Source organism: Tundrisphaera macrotermitis (assembly GCF_051175315.1).
In the GTDB taxonomy this organism is placed as follows: Bacteria; Planctomycetota; Planctomycetia; order Isosphaerales; family Isosphaeraceae; genus Tundrisphaera.
In genome coordinates this window covers 635,158-650,567 of record NZ_CP195100.1, presented here as the reverse complement: position 1 = coordinate 650,567, position 15,410 = coordinate 635,158, and the positions used below count along the sequence as shown (strand labels likewise).

At 71.5% G+C, this 15,410-nt stretch carries 9 protein-coding genes; 4 read left to right on the top strand and 5 right to left on the bottom strand.

The annotated features are described in order from the left end of the window. Positions 1-16: 16 nt before the first annotated feature. Together TA3x_RS02995 and TA3x_RS02990 are read right to left on the bottom strand one after the other, a co-directional pair. Positions 17-1,690 (bottom strand): M28 family peptidase, encoded by a 1,674-nt coding sequence (locus TA3x_RS02995; protein ID WP_435018617.1) that lies wholly within the window; start codon positions 1,688-1,690, stop codon positions 17-19. Between the two features lie 41 nt (positions 1,691-1,731). After that, entirely contained in the window at positions 1,732-3,051 is a 1,320-nt protein-coding gene (locus TA3x_RS02990) for a cation:proton antiporter (RefSeq protein WP_435018616.1), read from the bottom strand. A 225-nt stretch (positions 3,052-3,276) separates the two neighbouring features. On the opposite strand from TA3x_RS02990, the gene TA3x_RS02985 reads away from it, so the two are divergent. Then, positions 3,277-4,704 (top strand): N,N-dimethylformamidase beta subunit family domain-containing protein, encoded by a 1,428-nt coding sequence (locus TA3x_RS02985; protein WP_435018615.1) that lies wholly within the window; start codon positions 3,277-3,279, stop codon positions 4,702-4,704. A 167-nt stretch (positions 4,705-4,871) separates the two neighbouring features. On the opposite strand, the gene TA3x_RS02980 is transcribed toward TA3x_RS02985, so the two are convergent. Beyond that, positions 4,872-5,816, bottom strand: coding sequence for a sugar phosphate isomerase/epimerase family protein (locus tag TA3x_RS02980; RefSeq protein ID WP_435018614.1), 945 nt, complete (start codon positions 5,814-5,816; stop codon positions 4,872-4,874). 222 nt (positions 5,817-6,038) lie between these two features. Here TA3x_RS02980 and TA3x_RS02975 point away from each other — a divergent pair, with 222 nt between their 5' ends. Then, positions 6,039-6,464 carry a DUF6438 domain-containing protein gene (locus tag TA3x_RS02975; RefSeq protein ID WP_435018613.1) on the top strand — a complete coding sequence of 142 codons (426 nt, stop codon included), beginning with the start codon at positions 6,039-6,041 and terminating at the stop codon, positions 6,462-6,464. Positions 6,465-6,534: 70 nt separating this feature from the next. Here the strand turns inward: TA3x_RS02975 and TA3x_RS02970 are convergent, their stop codons facing one another. After that, complete coding sequence (locus TA3x_RS02970; protein ID WP_435018612.1) at positions 6,535-7,986, bottom strand: DUF1501 domain-containing protein; 1,452 nt, start codon at positions 7,984-7,986, stop codon at positions 6,535-6,537. 44 nt (positions 7,987-8,030) lie between these two features. Continuing rightward, positions 8,031-10,433 (bottom strand): PSD1 and planctomycete cytochrome C domain-containing protein, encoded by a 2,403-nt coding sequence (locus TA3x_RS02965; RefSeq protein ID WP_435018611.1) that lies wholly within the window; start codon positions 10,431-10,433, stop codon positions 8,031-8,033. Between the two features lie 436 nt (positions 10,434-10,869). Between TA3x_RS02965 and TA3x_RS02960 the strand changes: the two genes are divergently transcribed. Both TA3x_RS02960 and TA3x_RS02955 read left to right on the top strand, forming a co-directional pair. Then, positions 10,870-13,434, top strand: coding sequence for a hypothetical protein (locus tag TA3x_RS02960; protein WP_435018610.1), 2,565 nt, complete (start codon positions 10,870-10,872; stop codon positions 13,432-13,434). Further along, the gene (locus TA3x_RS02955) at positions 13,431-15,362 is read left to right on the top strand and encodes a M48 family metalloprotease (RefSeq protein WP_435018609.1); all 1,932 of its coding nucleotides are present in this window, start codon (positions 13,431-13,433) and stop codon (positions 15,360-15,362) included. Before TA3x_RS02960 ends, TA3x_RS02955 begins: the two co-directional genes overlap by 4 nt. Positions 15,363-15,410: the final 48 nt, after the last annotated feature.

Here is a 15,410-nt window from a genome sequence, read left to right as displayed (position 1 = left end):
GCTCCCGCGCGAGGAATCAACCCATTTTTCCCATCGGCATCGCCGGATCGCGGGCGGTCGGGGTTCCGGCCGGGAGGATCCTCGCCACCACGGGCCAGATCCCGACGACGAGGAGGCCCGCCAGGGGGGCCGCCGCGAACGGCAGGCTCGGCCCCAACGCCACGCACAGCGATTGCACGGTCGGCGGGACCAGGCCCAACGCGGCGATCGCGCCGAGATAGGCCCCGGGCCCCGCGAGCCCGGGCCGGGCCACGGTCGCGGCGACCCCGATCAGGCCCAACGCGAACGGCCCGAGGAACAGGTAGCTCCCCCCGGGCAGGGCCGCCGTGACGGCGATCAGGAGCACCAGCCACCAGGCCAGCCCGCCCAGGGCCCGATCGGCGACCGAGGCGCGTCCCCGGCCGGGCCACAACGTCGCCAGGGCGGCGAGGAGCCCGACGGCCGCCAGGCCCCAGGCGACCTGCGGGCTGCCGGTGTAGTGCTTGCCCGGCACGGGGGTCCGCCAGGGCTGGATGATCCGCCACAGGCCATAGGGGACGACCGTCGCGGCCGCGATCGCGAACAGGCTGATGGCCAACCCGGCCGCGAGCCCCCGGGCCGACAGCCGCCCGCGATGCAGACCCCACCCGACGACGGCCGCGAACGCGACGACCGCGGCGATCGCCAGCGGCCAGGCCCACGACGCCGGATACACGACCAGGTGCGGCCCGAAGGCGTGGAAGTAGATCGCGTCGGGCTCGGGGGCGAAGCCGCCGAGGTCGAGGTTGCCGAAGTGCCGCGCCAGGGCCAGGGCGTACGACCCGTGATGCTGGAGGCTCCGGCGGTCGAGGTTCGCGGGCGTGTCGGTCGGCCGGTGATAATGCTCCACGCCGTCCACGAAGGCGAAGTTCAGCCCGGGCAGGCCATGCTCCTTGAAGATGGTCAGGTCGGTGCTGTTGGGCATGCGTTGATACACGGCGTAGGCCAGCGACGTGGCCATCGGGTGCGGGGCCGCGCGGGCGAACTCGCGGATCAGGCGGCCGTTCCCCTCGCTGGTCTCGAACATGTAGGACGGGCCGCGATTGCCCCGACCCTCGAAGTTCAGGACCAGCCCGACGCGATCGACCCACGCCTGATCCTTCGCGAAGACCTGCGCCCCGAGCAGGCCCCGCTCCTCGCCGTCGGTGAGCAGGACGATCAGGTCGTTGGCGATCGGCGGCCCCGAGCCCAGGGCCCGGACCGCCTCCAGGATGGCCGCCACCCCGGCCGCGTCGTCCCCGGCCCCCGGCCCCTCCGTGACCGAGTCGGAATGCGCCGCGAGCATCACGGCCTTGCCGCCGGGCCGGGATCCGGGGCGGACGGCGATGAGGTTCTCGCCCGGGATTTTGTCGTCCGTTTGCGTCCGGACCTCCAGCCCGAGCGATTGCAGTTCGGCCCGGAGGTAATTGCGCACCGAAGCCGCCTCGGGGGAGCCCATCGGATGCGGCCGGGCGGCGATCGCGTCGACATGCGTCATCGCCCGCTCGGCCGAGAACCGATCGGCCGGCGCGGTCGCGGGCTCGACGGCGGGCGGCCCCTGGAGTTGCACGGACAGGGCCGCGAGCCCCGCCAGGTAGGCCAGGGCCAGGAACGGCTCGAACCGACGGAAGGGGCCGGTCGCGGGCATGGGATCGACCTCGGGACGCGGGAAGGCCATCGCCGTCGCGATCATCTCACGCGCATCCGGCCGGATCGAGGGGGGACCGCCCGGGCTCAGGCGGACGCCTTCCGACGCCGCCGCTCGTCCATGATCCGGCCGTAGCGGCCCATGAGCGGGGTCACCGAGATGCCGTGCACCACGATCGAGGCGGCCACCGTCGCGAAGACCAGCGACGTGAGCCGCGCCGCCAGTTCGTGCGGGACGCCGTGCTGGATCGCATAGGCGAGGTAATACAGCGAGCCGATCCCGCGGATGCCGAACCATGCCATGTGGAATCGCTGGAACGGCATCGCCGAGGATCCGACCAGCCCCAGCAGGACCGCGGCCGGCCGGAGGATCAGGAAGAGCAGGGGGACGAACCAGATCGCCTCGCGGGGCCAGGACGCCCGCAGCAGCATCCCGCCCAGCAGGAGGACGACGGCCACTTCCAGGATCCGCTCCAACTGCTCGCTGAAGCCCAGGACGGTCTCGGCCATGTAGGCCGGGGCCTTTTCCGGGTGCGTCGCCGTCTCCTCGCCGGCCAGGGCACCGGCGATCACGTCGTGGGGGGCCTGCTCGCCGCCCTGGCTCCGCTCCACCCGCCTCAGGGCGATCCCGGCGGCGAAGACCGCCAGGAAGCCGTAGGAGTGGGCCAGCAGGGCCAGCCCATAGGTGAGCGAGACCAGGCCCAGGGCCAGGAAGTCGTCCAGGCCGACCGCCTCTTTGTGGGTGCGACGCAGGTGGAGCACGAGCCGGCCGATCAGGGAGCCGAGCACCGCGCCGATCCCCAGCCCGGCGACGACCGCCCACGCCACGTCGACGGCCAGCCAGCGCCATCCCCAATCCCCGAGCGGGTGGTGGCCCATGAGGCCCAGCCCGAGCACGACGAACGGGAAGGCCGTGCCGTCGTTCAGGCCCGCCTCGCCGGTCAGGCTGAAACGGACCCGGTCCCGGTCGCTGGTGCTGGTCACCTGGACGTCGGAGGCGAGCACCGGGTCGGTCGGCGCCAGAATCGCCCCCAGCAGCACCGCCGCCCCCGCGGGCAGGCCGAGCCAGGCGTGGCCGACCAGCGCGATCATCGCGACGGTGAGCATCATCGAGGCGGACGCCAGCCGGAACGGCAGCCGCCACCGCTCGTCATCCAGCGGGGTCCGGAGCTTCAACCCGGCCGAGAACAGCGAGACGAGCACGGCGACCTCGGTGAACCGCTCGACGAACCCGGAGTGCCCGATCGGGTCGAGGTCGATCAGCCCGAACCCGCGCGGGCCCAGCGCCAGGCCGGCCGCCAGGTAGAGCATCGCCGAGGACAACGGCAGCCGCTTCAGGGTCGAGCCGGCCAGGGCCATCAGGATCAGGAGCGACCCGATGACGACGAACCAGGCGTTGAAAGCCATCGAATCCCCCCGGGACTGACCGCCGGTTGCGGCCCAAGAGCCTCGCACATCGCATTCGGTTCATGTGCGAACGGCGGGCCGATCCGGGGTCCCGCCCAAATCGGGGAGGTCGCCGGCCCGGAGGGTTGCATTCGCCCGGCGGCCGGGCGACCCTCGGGCCAGGTGGCGCGAGGACGGCCGCGGGGCCCGATCGCGCGACCCTCCTCCCGAACCGATCCGCCCGCCATGATCCGACGCCACGCCTGCCTGCTCCTCCTCGCGTCCGCCGCGGCCCCGGCCAAGGCCGGCGACGACCCGCCCCCCCTGACCGTGGAGGGCTACACGGACCGGCTCAGCTACCGGGCCGGCGAGGAAATCGCCTTCCACGTCTCGACCCCCGCCGCCTCCTACGCGATGGAGATCTCCCGCCTCGGTGCCGAGGCGAAGGTCGTCTACGCGAAGTCCGGCCTGCCGGGCGGCCCCCACCCGATCCCGGAGGACGCCTCGTCGCACGGCTGCCGCTGGCCGGCGTCGCACCGGATCGCGGTGCCCGCCGACTGGGCCTCGGGCTACTACAACGTCCGCCTGCGCGTGGCCGACAACGGGGGCAAGCACGTCGGGCGGGGCCGGAGGACGGCCGAGGTCGACCTGTTCTTCATCGTCCGGGCGCCGGGCCCGGAGAAGGCGTCGCCGATCCTGCTCCAGCTCTCCACCAACACCTACAACGCCTACAACAACTGGGGCGGCGGCAGCCTCTATGCCTACAATGGCCGCGGCGGGCTCCAGGGGCATCGCGTCTCGTTCGACCGCCCGATGGCCGGGGATTTCCGCAACTGGGAGCTTCCCTTCGTCGCCTGGGCCGAGCGGAACGGGTACGCGTTCGACTACTGCGCCAACGGCGACCTGGAAGCCCACCCCGACTTGCTCGACCGCCCGAAGCTCGTCCTCAGCGTGGGCCACGACGAATACTGGTCAGCCCCGATGCGCGACAACCTGGAGGCCTACATCGGCCGGGGCGGCAACGTCGCCTTCTTCAGCGGCAACACCTGCTGCTGGCAGGTGCGGAGCGAGGATCACGGCCGGGCCCTGACCAGTTGGAAGCAGATTTACGCCCAGGATCCGCTCTTCCCGAAGGGCGACCATCGGCTCCTCTCGACGCTCTGGAGCCACCACCTGGTCGACCGGCCCGAGAATCGGCTCACCGGCGTGGGGTTCCTCCACGGCGGCTACCACCTGAGCCACGGCCAGTACATGGACGGGAAGGGGGCCTACACGGCCCATCGGCCCGACCACTGGATTTTCGAAGGGACGAAGCTGGAGCGGGGCGCGGAGTTCGGCGGCAAGCACACGGTCGTCGGCTACGAATGCGACGGCTGCGAGTTCGAGATCCGGGACGGCCTGCCCGTCCCCACCCATCGCGACGGCACCCCCGAGGGCTTCACGATCCTGGCCACCTGCCCCACCCGCTGGCACCCCGACGACGCCCTCTGGTACGACCGATTCCCGCGCGACCCCTCCGGCGCCCCCGCCGGAGGCGCGGCGGTGCTCGGCACCTACACCCGGGGCGGGACCGTGGTGACCACCGGCTCGACCGACTGGGCCCACGGCCTCCGGGGCGGCGACGAGGTCGTCGAGCGGATCACCCGCAACATCCTCGACCGCCTCTCCCGCTGACGCGGCCGGGCCGGGCGGCCCCGCGTCAGCCCGGGCGATGATTCATCGGAATATTGAAAAGAACCCGTTGCCGCCCGCCCGCGAGACCACCCTCGCGGCCGGCGGCCCGGGGTCCTGCCTCATCCATCGCCGATTTCCGATCCGTTCAAACCCATGCGATGCGACGTTCAGGAGAGATGCTGCCTCAGCATGGCCAGGCTTTTGGGCACGCCGGTCTCGGCATCCTCGCTGCCCTCGAACTCCAGCGAGATCCAGCCCCGGTAGTTGGCCGCCTTGAGGATCGCCTCGATCCGGGCGTAGTCGAGATCCAGCGTGTACCACCGGCCGCCCCCGGAATACGTCTTCGCCTGCACCAGCGAGATCGGCACCTTGGAGGATGCCATCTGCTCCATCTGCTCGTAGGGCCGCTCCAGGAAGTTGCCGGTGTCCAGGGTCATCTGGAGCCAGGGCGACTTGATCGCCTCGACGATCCGCAACACCCCCTCGGCGGTCCGGCCGAGCCCCCAGTGGTTCTCCAGGCCGAGGACGACGCCGCACTCCTCCGCCCTCGGCAATAGCTTCTCGATCGACCCGATGGCCCAGCCGAACGCCTCCTCCTCGGTGTGCCCTTCTAGCGCCGGCTCGATGCCTTTCTTGGCCATGAAGTCGTCGAACGACTTGATCGTGCCCCACCGCCCGGTGTTGATCCGCATGGCGGGGATGCCCAGCCGATGGGCCAGTTCGATCTGGTAGAGCGTCTTCTGGACGTTGGTGCGGCGGAGGTCGGCGTCGGGCGAGACGAACCCTTGATGCGTCGAGAATCCCATCAGCGCCAGCCCGAGGGAATGGGCGCGGGCCTTGATCCGCTGGATCGCCGCGTTGGATTCGTCCTGCATCTGGACGTGGAGGATCTCGACGCCGTCGAATCCCATCGCGGCGGCCTTATCGATGCAGGCCTCGATCCCGAGCCGCTCGCCGCGAAACTGCCAGAACGAATAGGTCGACACACCGATCGGTCGACGACGCCGGGGCGGCTCGTCCGGGGCCCCTGCCTGCACCGTTTCGCCTAGCAGGCCGAACGATGCCCCCGCGAGGCCGGCATTCCTGAGGAAACCTCTCCGATCCGTCCCCATGGTCTCGCTCCTCTCGGCTCAATCGTGGGCGGGGGCCTCGCTTTTGCTCCCCAACATTCTGTCCGTGCCGCCGGGTCGTTGCGAGCCCCTGGGATCGAAAGGACTTGGGAATTGGTTCGGGACACGCCCAAGGATCCCGCTGCGTCATGCCGTGACGTCCAAGCAATTCCTTCTTCATCCGTTTAGACTGAGGCATCCCATCCCACAAACGGAGCCTCTGCCATGCAAGCCCTGCTGCTGCTCGCCTTGGCCCTCACCGCCGCCGATGAGCCGATCGCTGAGATCACGCTTGAGCGAACGCCTTGCTTCGGGACCTGCCCCGTCGACGTGATCGTCCTTCGCTCGGATGGGACGGCCGAGTACCTGGGCGAGGAATACGTTGAGCGTCATGGCAAGTACAGAGGCAAAGTCAGCAAGGAGGATTTCGACAGGCTGGCCAGGCTCCTCGCGGAGGTGAAATTCTTCGATCTCAAGGAAGCCTACACGGCACCGATCTCCGACCTCCCGACGTACATCACCTCGGTCAAGCGGGGGAAGGCGACCAAGAAGGTCAGCAACTACGCCGATGCCGCCCCGAAGGGACTCGGTGAGGTCGAGAAAGAGATCGTCAAGGTGATGGAGAAGATCGCGTGGACGAAGCTGAAGTGAGATGTGCCCGAATACCGATTACGCCACTCCCTGGCCGCCCAGCCGCGTATCCCAGGCCCGCCGATCCGGCTCAGGCCAGGATCTTCCGCACAACCTCGCCTTCCACGTCGGTGAGCCGGAAGTCGCGGCCCTGGAAGCGGTAGGTGAGCTTGGTGTGCTCGATGCCGAGAAGGTGGAGGATGGTGGCCTGGAGGTCGTGGACGTGGACGCGGTCCTCGATCGGGCCGAAGCCGAATTCGTCGGTGGCACCGACGGTGATGCCAGGCTTGGTCCCGCCGCCGGCGAGCCACATGGTGTAGGCGTCGACGTGGTGGTTGCGGCCGATGTGCTCGCGGGCCTCGCCCATCGGGGTCCGGCCGAACTCCCCGCCCCAGACCACCAGCGTGTCGTCCAGGAGGCCGCGGCGCTTGAGGTCCATGACCAGCGCGGCGGAGCCGCGGTCGACGTCGCGGCAGACCTTGTCGAGGTCGGGCCCGAGGTCCTCGCCGGGGCCGCCGTGGTGGTCCCAGTTGGTGTGATAAAGCTGGACGAACCGCACCCCGCGCTCCACCAGGCGGCGGGCCAGCAGGCAGTTGTTCGCGAACGAGGGCTTGCTCGGGTCGGCGCCGTAGAGGTCGAGGGTCTCTTTCGATTCGCCGGCGAGGTCGATCAACTCCGGGGCGCTCGACTGCATCCGATAGGCCATCTCATACGAGGCGATCCGGGTGGCGATCTCGGGGTCGCCGGTGGAGGCGAGCCTTTCGGCGTTGAGGTCGCGGATCGCGTCCAGGGCCCGCCGCTGGCGGGTGGCGTCGATCCCGGCGGGGCTGGCCAGGTCCAGGATCGGCTCGGCCCCGTTGCGGAACGGGACGCCCTGGTAGGTCGACGGCAGGAACCCGCTCCCCCAGTTCACCGCACCGCCGCGAGGCCCGCGCGGGCCCGACTGGAGCACCACGAACCCGGGCAGGTCCTGGGACTCGCTGCCGATCCCGTAGGTGACCCAGGCCCCTATGCTCGGGCGGCCGAACTGGCTCGCCCCGGTGTTGAAGAACAGCTTGGCCGGGGCGTGGTTGATCGGCTCGGTGGCCATCGACTTGATGAACGTGAGGTCGTCCACCACCTTGGCCGTCTCGGGCAGGCACTCCGAGACCCAGGCCCCCGAACTCCCGTGCTGGGCGAACTTCCGCTTGGTCGCCAGCAGCTTCGGCTTGCCCTTGAACGATGAGTCCATGAAGGCGAACCGCTTGCCGGCGATGAACGAGTCCGGGATCGGCTGGTCGTGCCTCTGCTGCAACTCCGGCTTGGGGTCGAACAGTTCGAGCTGGCTCGGGCCCCCGGCCATGAACAGGAAGATCACGCTCCTGGCCCGGGGGGCGAAGTGGCCGGGCTTCGGCGCCAGGGGGTTGGTCGACGCGGCCGGACCGGCCCCGAGGGCCCGCGCCGGGTCGCCCAAAGACGCCAGCGCCATCGCGCCCAGGCCGACGCCGCAGTCGCGGAAGAAGTGCCGTCGCGTCCGGTGCAGCAGGAGGTCGTCGGGGCTCATGGCGGTCACCATCCGGGAGGGAGGGATTCAGGGGCGATCGACGCTCATTCGCGGGTGATGAATTCGTCCAGGTTGAGCAGGACCCGCGCGACCGCCGTCCAGGCGTCGCGCTCGGGGGAGTCGGCCTTGCCCTGGTCCAGCAACGCGGCGAGCCGGCCCGCCTCCGATTCCGAAGGATCCCGGGCCAGGCAGAGGCGGAACGCCCGGTCGATGCGGGCCGCGTCGTCGGCCGGGGCCTCGCGGATCACGCGATCGGCCAGGGCCCGGGCGAACTCGATGAAGGCCGGGTCGTTCAGGAGCGTGAGCGCCTGCAGCGGCGTGTTCGACCGGGGCCGGCGGGTGCACGATCGCGTCGCGTCGGGGGCGTCGAAGACCATCAGGAGGGGGTGGGGCGTCGCCCTCCAGAAGTAGGTGTAGAGGCCCCGACGATAGCGGTCCGGTCCGTCGTCGGGCTTCCACTCCCGGCGCATCTGGCCCAGGGTCATCACGCCGTCGGGCTGGGGCGGGAAGACGCTCGGGCCGCCGACCTTCCGGCTCAGCAGCCCGCTGGCGGTCAGGGCGGCGTCGCGCACCAGTTCCGCGTCGACCCGCAGCCGCGACTGCCGGGCCAGGAGGAGGTTGATCGGGTCGAGGACCGCCAGGTCGGGCCGGGCCCGCGACGACTGGCGGTAGGCGGCCGAGGTGACGATCAGCCGGTGGATCGCCTTCTGGCTCCAGCCCGAGGCGACGAACTCGGTCGCCAGCCAGTCGAGCAGGGCGGGGTGGCTGGGCGGGCTGCCCTGGGTGCCGAAGTCGTTCTCCGTCTCCACCAGGCCCCGCCCGAAATGCTCCTGCCACATCCGGTTGACCGCGACGCGGGCCGTCAGGGGGTTGGCGGGGTCGACCAGCCAGTTCGCCAGGTCCATCCGGCCCGGCCGGGGGGCCGACGCCTTCAGGGCGGGCAGGACCTTGGGCGTGCCCGGGCCGACCGGGTCGCCGAGCCGAGTGAAGTCGCCGCCGACGAGCAGGCGGGTGTCGCGGGGCTCGGATCGCCGGCGCAGGACCATCGTCGAGACGATCGGCGGGGCCGCCTTCTTGATCTTAGCGACGGCCTGCTTCTGCGACTTCGCGGCCGGGGCCTGGTCCACGAACGCGGCGAACACGACCCGCTGCTGGGCGTCGTCCCGCTGCTCGAACGGGATGTCGAAGGCGGCCCGCACCTCCTGCGACTGCTTCTGGCGGCCGGCCATGTCCAGGCTCGCCTCCCAGGCCTTCTGGGCTTCAGACAGCTCGGGCTTGTTGCGCCGGGCCTCGTCGAGGTAGGCGTCGGCCTTCTTGAGGAACTCATCCCGGCGGGCGACCTCCTCGGGCGTGGCCACCGGGAGGTCGGGCTCGTCGTCGTCGTTGAAGAAGGCGTAGAGGGAGTAGTAGTCCTTCTGCGAGATCGGGTCGTACTTGTGGTCGTGGCACTGGGCGCAGCCGACGGTCAGGCCCAGGAAGACGGTGCCCGTGGTGTTGACCCGGTCGATGATCGATTCCACCCGGAACTGCTCGGGGTCGATCCCGCCTTCCTGGTTGATCTGGGTGTTGCGGTGGAACCCGGTGGCGATCCGCTGGCCGATCGAGGCGTCCGGGCGGAGGTCGCCGGCGATCTGGTCCACCACGAATTGGTCGAACGGAAAGTCGCGGTTGAACGCGTCGATCACCCAGTCGCGGTAAGGCCAGATCTGGCGGGGGGCGTCGATGCTGTAGCCGTTGGAGTCGGCATAGCGGGCCATGTCCAGCCATTGCCGCCCCCAGCGCTCGCCGTAATGGGGCGAGGCCAGCAGGCGATCGACCAGTCGTTCATAGGCCTCGGGCGTCTCGTCCCGGACGAACGCGTCGACCTCCTCCGGCGTCGGCGGCAGGCCGATCAGGTCGAGGCTCAGGCGGCGGGCCAGCGTGACGCGATCGGCCTCGGGCGACGGCCGGATTCCGTCGCGGTCGAGCCGGGCGGCGATGAACCGGTCGATCGGGTTGCGGGGCCACGACGGATCCGCGACCTCCGGCACCGCCGGGCGGGCCGGGGCGATGAACGCCCAGTGGGGCGGCGGGGGCGGGGTGGGGGCCTCGTCCGCAGGCGACTTCGCGCCGGAGTCGATCCAGGCCCGGAGGATCGCCGCCTCGTCGGCCGTCAGGGGCGGGCGTTTGAGCGGCATCCGCTCGCCGTCGTCCTCGCTGATCACGGCCGTGTAGAGGGGGCTGTCCTCGGCGTTGCCGGGGATGACCGACGGGCCGCCCCGCCCCCCCTTGATCGCCGCGGCGGCGGTGTCCAGCCGCAGCCCGCCCCTCGGCTTCTCGGCGCCGTGGCACGAGACGCACTGCCGGGCCAGCATTGGCTTGACCTCGGCCATGTAATCGATGGCCCGCCCCGGGCCGTCATCGGGCCGGGGGGCCATGCCGACGAGGAGGACGAACAGGATCATCATGGCATGGAGGCTCGATGCCGCGGTGGGTGAATCAGCCCGCCAGGCCCGGCAGGCTCCATCGGTCAGTCGGGGGTTATTTCGGGGGGGGTGATTGAAGGCGGTCGCTTCCCTCATTTCAAGAACCATCATCGGTTTTCCAGGGACCTTTGGCAAGCGCCCTGCGATGGCCGCGCCGGGCGAGTCGACTCCCGTCCTGCGGCCGGCGTCCCGGCATCTCCGCGAGGACGAGCCCGGGCCGTGGGCTCGACTGCGTCGGCGAAGGGCCCGCCCGGATCGGGTCGGCGACAGGATCGGGGGACGCATTGCGATCACTCGCTGATGTTTGTGGCGAACTTGCATCAGGCATGCAGGCGGATGTCGATCGGAACGGGCCCATGCACTATCATGGGCCGGCCCATGCGCGATCGAGCCCGCCACGCCATCGAGAAACGAAGCGATGCCCACGACCTACAACGGGATCGGGACGCACTATTACGGCAAGAAGAACCGATCCACGCGGACCGCCCCATGCCGGTCCTGCCACCGGGTCGGGAATCTGGAGTCCTACGATACGCGGCTCTGGTTCGTCGTCGTCTTCATCCCGATCATCCCCCTGGGCCGCAAGAGGATCATCGACTCGTGCCCGTCGTGCCAGCGGCACATGGTGGCGGACGCGGCCAAGTATGAGCAGGCCCGGCAGCTCCAGGTCTCGGGCAGCCTGGAGCAGTACCGCCGGGAAGCGTCCCCCGAGGCGGCGCTGGTCGCCCACGCGCAACTCCTGGCCTTCCACGAGCATGAGCAGGCGGCCGAATTGCGAGGCCAGGTGCTCGACCGCTTCCCGGACGATGCCCGGCTCCGCGCGGCCCTGGCGGACCACCTCCGGCAGGTCGCCTCGTTCGACGAGATGGCCCGGCTCAACGAGGAGGCGCTGGCGCTGGAGCCGGACCTGCCCGAGGCCCGGGCCGGCGTGGCCTCCTGGAAGATGGCCCACGGCGAACTCGACGAGGCCCGGCGCCTGCTCGATTTCCTCGAAGAACCGGGGGCCGGCCGGCAGCACGACCTCGGGGTGCTCTTCTCGCTGGCCCAGAGCTTCCAGGAGGCGGGCCGGCACGAGGAGGCGCTGGATCTCGCCGCCGCCCTCGTGCGAGAGGCGCCCCACGTCGGCCAGTTGCCCGAGTTCCGCGCCCTGGTGCGCAAGGCGGAGCGGTCGGTCCGGCGGGCCGAATCGATCCTGCCACCCCGGCGGCATTCGCTGCGCGGCCTGTTCCGCGCCGAGGGCTCGCCCTACTCCAAGAATCAGAGGACCCTGGCCGGGCTCGTCGCCGCGCTGATGCTGGCGGCGGTCGGGCTGCTGGTCAGCAACGAGTATATCCGCCGGCACCGGACGATCCGGGTCGCGTACGCGGGCGTGGAGCCGGTCCGGATCTCGGTCGACGGGAGTCCGCCCGTCGCCGTGGGCGACGGGGGCCAGATCGTCGTGGCCGAGGGCCGCCACCGCCTGCAACTCGCCGGCCCGGTCGAGGAGACGCACGAGGTCGAGCTGGGGTCCGGGTTCTTCGAGCGCTGGACCCATTCGCCGTTCTGGTGCCTGAACCCGGGCGGCGAGGCCGTGCTCGAACAGGTCCGGGTGATCTACGCGTCGATCCCCCAGCCCCCGGAATCCACCCTCATCATCGGCCGGCCGTTCGTGGCCCTGCCGCACGTGGACTATCCCTTCTCCGACCCGCCCGATCAGCTCCGCATCAAGGGCCGGAACAAGAACAAGACGGTGGAGAAGATCGCCGTCCTCCGGGTCCGGGGCCAGGACGTCGGCGCGTTCCGCGCGGTCGTGGAGGGGGACCGGGCCTCGGCCCTGAACTTCGCCGAGGGCCGGCTCCGCCGCGACCCGGACGACGACCTCATCGACGCCTACGCGAACGAGACGTTCCGGACCGATCGGGCCCGCGCCGAGGCGTTCTTCAAGGCCGGCCTGGCCCGACGTCCGGTGTCGGTCTCGTGGCATCGCGCCTATCAGAACATGGCCGACCACGACGGCGGCCAGGGGCGGATGATCGCCGAGTACGACGCCCTGATCGCGCAGGAGCCGGAGAACGGCGCCTTGCTTTACCTCCGGGGCCGGATCGACCCGGACCCGGATCGATCCCTGGACTTCTACCGCCGGGCGTCGGCCGCCGACCCGAAGCTCGCCTGGCCCGTCATGGCCCTGGGGATGCACGACCTGAACCTGGGCCGGTGGGACGAAGCCCTCGATGCGTTGCAGAAGGCTCGGGGGCTCGGCATGGACGAGCCGCCGTTGTTGCGGGCCATCCACGCGGCCCGGATGGCGCTGGGGCAGTCCGGGGAGCTGGTAGGCGAGTATCGCGGCGTGCTCTCCTCCAACCCGCTCGACCCGCAGGTGGCGACCTTCCTGTTCGATGCGCTGGCCGCCTCGGGCCAACCCGGGGCGATCGAGCCCGAACTCGCCGCCTGGCTGATCCGGCTGCCCGCCCCGATCCAGGGGACGCTCGGCTCGGCGATCCGGGGGTTCGCGCTCTACCAGGCCGGCCGCCCCGAGGACGCCGCCGGATCCCCCGGCGGATCCGCCCCCGGCCTCCATCTCGTCCGCGTCCAGTCGTTGGCGGCGATGGGCCGGGCCGCCGAAGCGGCCGCCGAGCCGGCGACCGAGAAGGAGGAAGACCCCTGGACGCTGGCCGCGGTCTCGCTCGGGCTGGCCCTGGAAGGCGACGCCGAGGGGGCCGCTTCGTGGAGGGAGAAGGCCGCGGCCATCCTCGACGCCGCCACCGACGACAACCGCAAGGCCGCGGCCATCCTCCGGGCCGATGCCCCGACGCCGCTCGACCGGATCGACCGCATCTTCTTCCGGCCGGGCGACAAGGCGTTGCTCCTCGCCATCCTGGCCAGCCGATTCCCCGATCAGGCGGCCGGATACCGCGAGGCGGCCGCGCGGTTCAACGTCCTCCGGCTGCCGCCCTACCTGCTGGTGAGGCGTGCGATCGGCGCGGAGGGGCCGGCGAACCCATGAACCGCGCCGAGTTCCACGAACTGCTGCGGCGAATCGACGAGCGCTACCGGGATCGGCCCGAGGCGCTCGAACGATCGACGACCGCCTGGGTGCGGCTGGGCGTGGCGGTCGTGGCGGCGTGGCTGACCTTCCTCTCCGGGCTGGCGGGGGCGGCGTTCGCCCTCGGCGTCGTGATCGAGCCGCCCGGAGGGCTGGCCTTCCTCGCCATCGGCGTGGGGCTCGCCCTGTATGCGATCGCGCAGGCCGGGCTGTTCCTCCTGCTCGAACCCCCGACCCCCGACGGCCGCGCCCTCGGCCCTGGCGAGGCCCCCGGGCTCGCCGGCCTGCTCGATGACCTCCGCCGCGAGCTGGGATGCCGCCGGTTCGACGAGGTGCGGATCTCCCTGGATTTCAACGCGGGGGTGAGCGAGGTCGCGAGGCTGGGCGTGTTCGGCTGGCCTCGCACGGTCCTGGAGGTCGGCCTGCCTCTGCTCCTGGCCCTCTCCCCGGCCGAGTTCCGGGCCGTGCTGGCCCACGAGTTCGTGCACCTCTCGGCCCGCCACGGGCGGGGAGGCGCCCGGATCCACCGGCTGCACCGGATGTGGGCGACGCTGTTCGACAGGCTCAACAAGCCCGATGCCGGGGCCGCTTCGAAGGGGGCGCGGTGGGCGGCCTCGCGGTTCGTGGGCTGGTACTGGCCGAGGCTCCAGGCCCGGTCCCTGGTGCTCTCGCGCCACCACGAGTATCACGCCGATCGGATCGCGGCCGAAGTCGCCGGGGCCGAGACCCTGGCCTCGGCGCTGTGGCGGCTGGAATGCCGGGGGGCTTGGCTGGCCGAGTGCTTCTGGCCCGACCTGCATCGGGGCGCCCTCGTCGCGCCCGAGCCCCCGGCGGACGTCCTCGATCAACTCCGCGACGCCCTGCTCGCCCCGCCGCCGGCGGCCGAGATGGCCCGGCGGGCCGAGCGGGCCCTGGCCCGACGGACGTCCCGCGACGAGACCCATCCCGCGTTCTTCGATCGTGCCATCGCCCTCGGCCGGCCGGAGCCGGAGGTCCTCGCCCTGGCCTTCCCGCCCGGACAGTCGTCGCCGTCCGCGGCCGACCTCCTGGGCCCCGACCGCGACCGGATCGTCCGCGAGCAATCCGAGGGATGGAGGGATGCGGAGCGGGCCGCCTGGCGCGAGCGCCACCGCCGGGCGGTGGCCGAGGCCCGGCGTCGGCCCGCCGCCCCCGACCCGACGCCCGCCGACGACGCCCGCCCGCCCGAGGACCTCGCCCGGCTCTGGGGGACCGCCCGCGAGGCCTTCGACCTGCGGGGGCCGGAGGCCGCCGAACCGCTCCTCCGCGCCGTGCTGGAACGATCCCCGTCCCATCCGGGGGCGAGCGTCCTGCTGGGCCACCACCTTTTGGGCCGGGGGGACGCCGATGGGGAGCGGCTGCTTTGGGACGTCGCCGCCGCGGGGGATGAGCAATGGACGCCGGCGGCCTGCCGGGCGCTGGAGGTCCACCATCGGGGCACCGGCCGCGCCGACCTCCAGCGCGATGCCCGCGACCGGCTCGATCGCCACGAGGCCGAGGTCGAGAAGGCCCGCGCCGAACGCTCCGTCGTCGGCCCGGGCGACGCCTTCCTGCCGCACGCCCTCGCCGACGAGCCGCTCCGCGCGCTGGTGGCCGTGCTGGCCTCGCAGAAGGATCTCACCGTCGCGTGGCTGGCGCGGAAGGCGGTGCGGCACTTCCCCGATCGGCCCCTGTTCGTCCTGGCCGTGCGGTCCGTGCCGGGCCGGTGGGGGTTCGCCGACGCCGAACGCGACGCCTCGCTGGTCAAGGCCCTGGTGCCGAAGGTCCAGCTCCCGGGCCAGGTGCTCGTCGTGGCCCGATCCGGCAGCCTCGGCAAGCTCGCCCGCAAGGTGGAATCCCTCGCCGAGGCCCGCGTCTTCCCCGCCGAGTGACGACGGCCCGGACCCGAACCCGGCCTCATCGCGGACGACGGTCGGCGT

Excerpts from the sequence above, each read along its gene's own strand:
- TA3x_RS02995 (WP_435018617.1), bottom strand. The coding sequence starts at position 1,690 with ATGATCGCGACGGCGATGGCCTTCCCGCGTCCCGAGGTCGATCCCATG.
- TA3x_RS02990 (WP_435018616.1), bottom strand. The coding sequence starts at position 3,051 with ATGGCTTTCAACGCCTGGTTCGTCGTCATCGGGTCGCTCCTGATCCTG.
- TA3x_RS02985 (WP_435018615.1), top strand. The coding sequence starts at position 3,277 with ATGATCCGACGCCACGCCTGCCTGCTCCTCCTCGCGTCCGCCGCGGCC.
- TA3x_RS02980 (WP_435018614.1), bottom strand. The coding sequence starts at position 5,816 with ATGGGGACGGATCGGAGAGGTTTCCTCAGGAATGCCGGCCTCGCGGGG.
- TA3x_RS02975 (WP_435018613.1), top strand. The coding sequence starts at position 6,039 with ATGCAAGCCCTGCTGCTGCTCGCCTTGGCCCTCACCGCCGCCGATGAG.
- TA3x_RS02970 (WP_435018612.1), bottom strand. The coding sequence starts at position 7,986 with ATGAGCCCCGACGACCTCCTGCTGCACCGGACGCGACGGCACTTCTTC.
- TA3x_RS02965 (WP_435018611.1), bottom strand. The coding sequence starts at position 10,433 with ATGATGATCCTGTTCGTCCTCCTCGTCGGCATGGCCCCCCGGCCCGAT.
- TA3x_RS02960 (WP_435018610.1), top strand. The coding sequence starts at position 10,870 with ATGCCCACGACCTACAACGGGATCGGGACGCACTATTACGGCAAGAAG.
- TA3x_RS02955 (WP_435018609.1), top strand. The coding sequence starts at position 13,431 with ATGAACCGCGCCGAGTTCCACGAACTGCTGCGGCGAATCGACGAGCGC.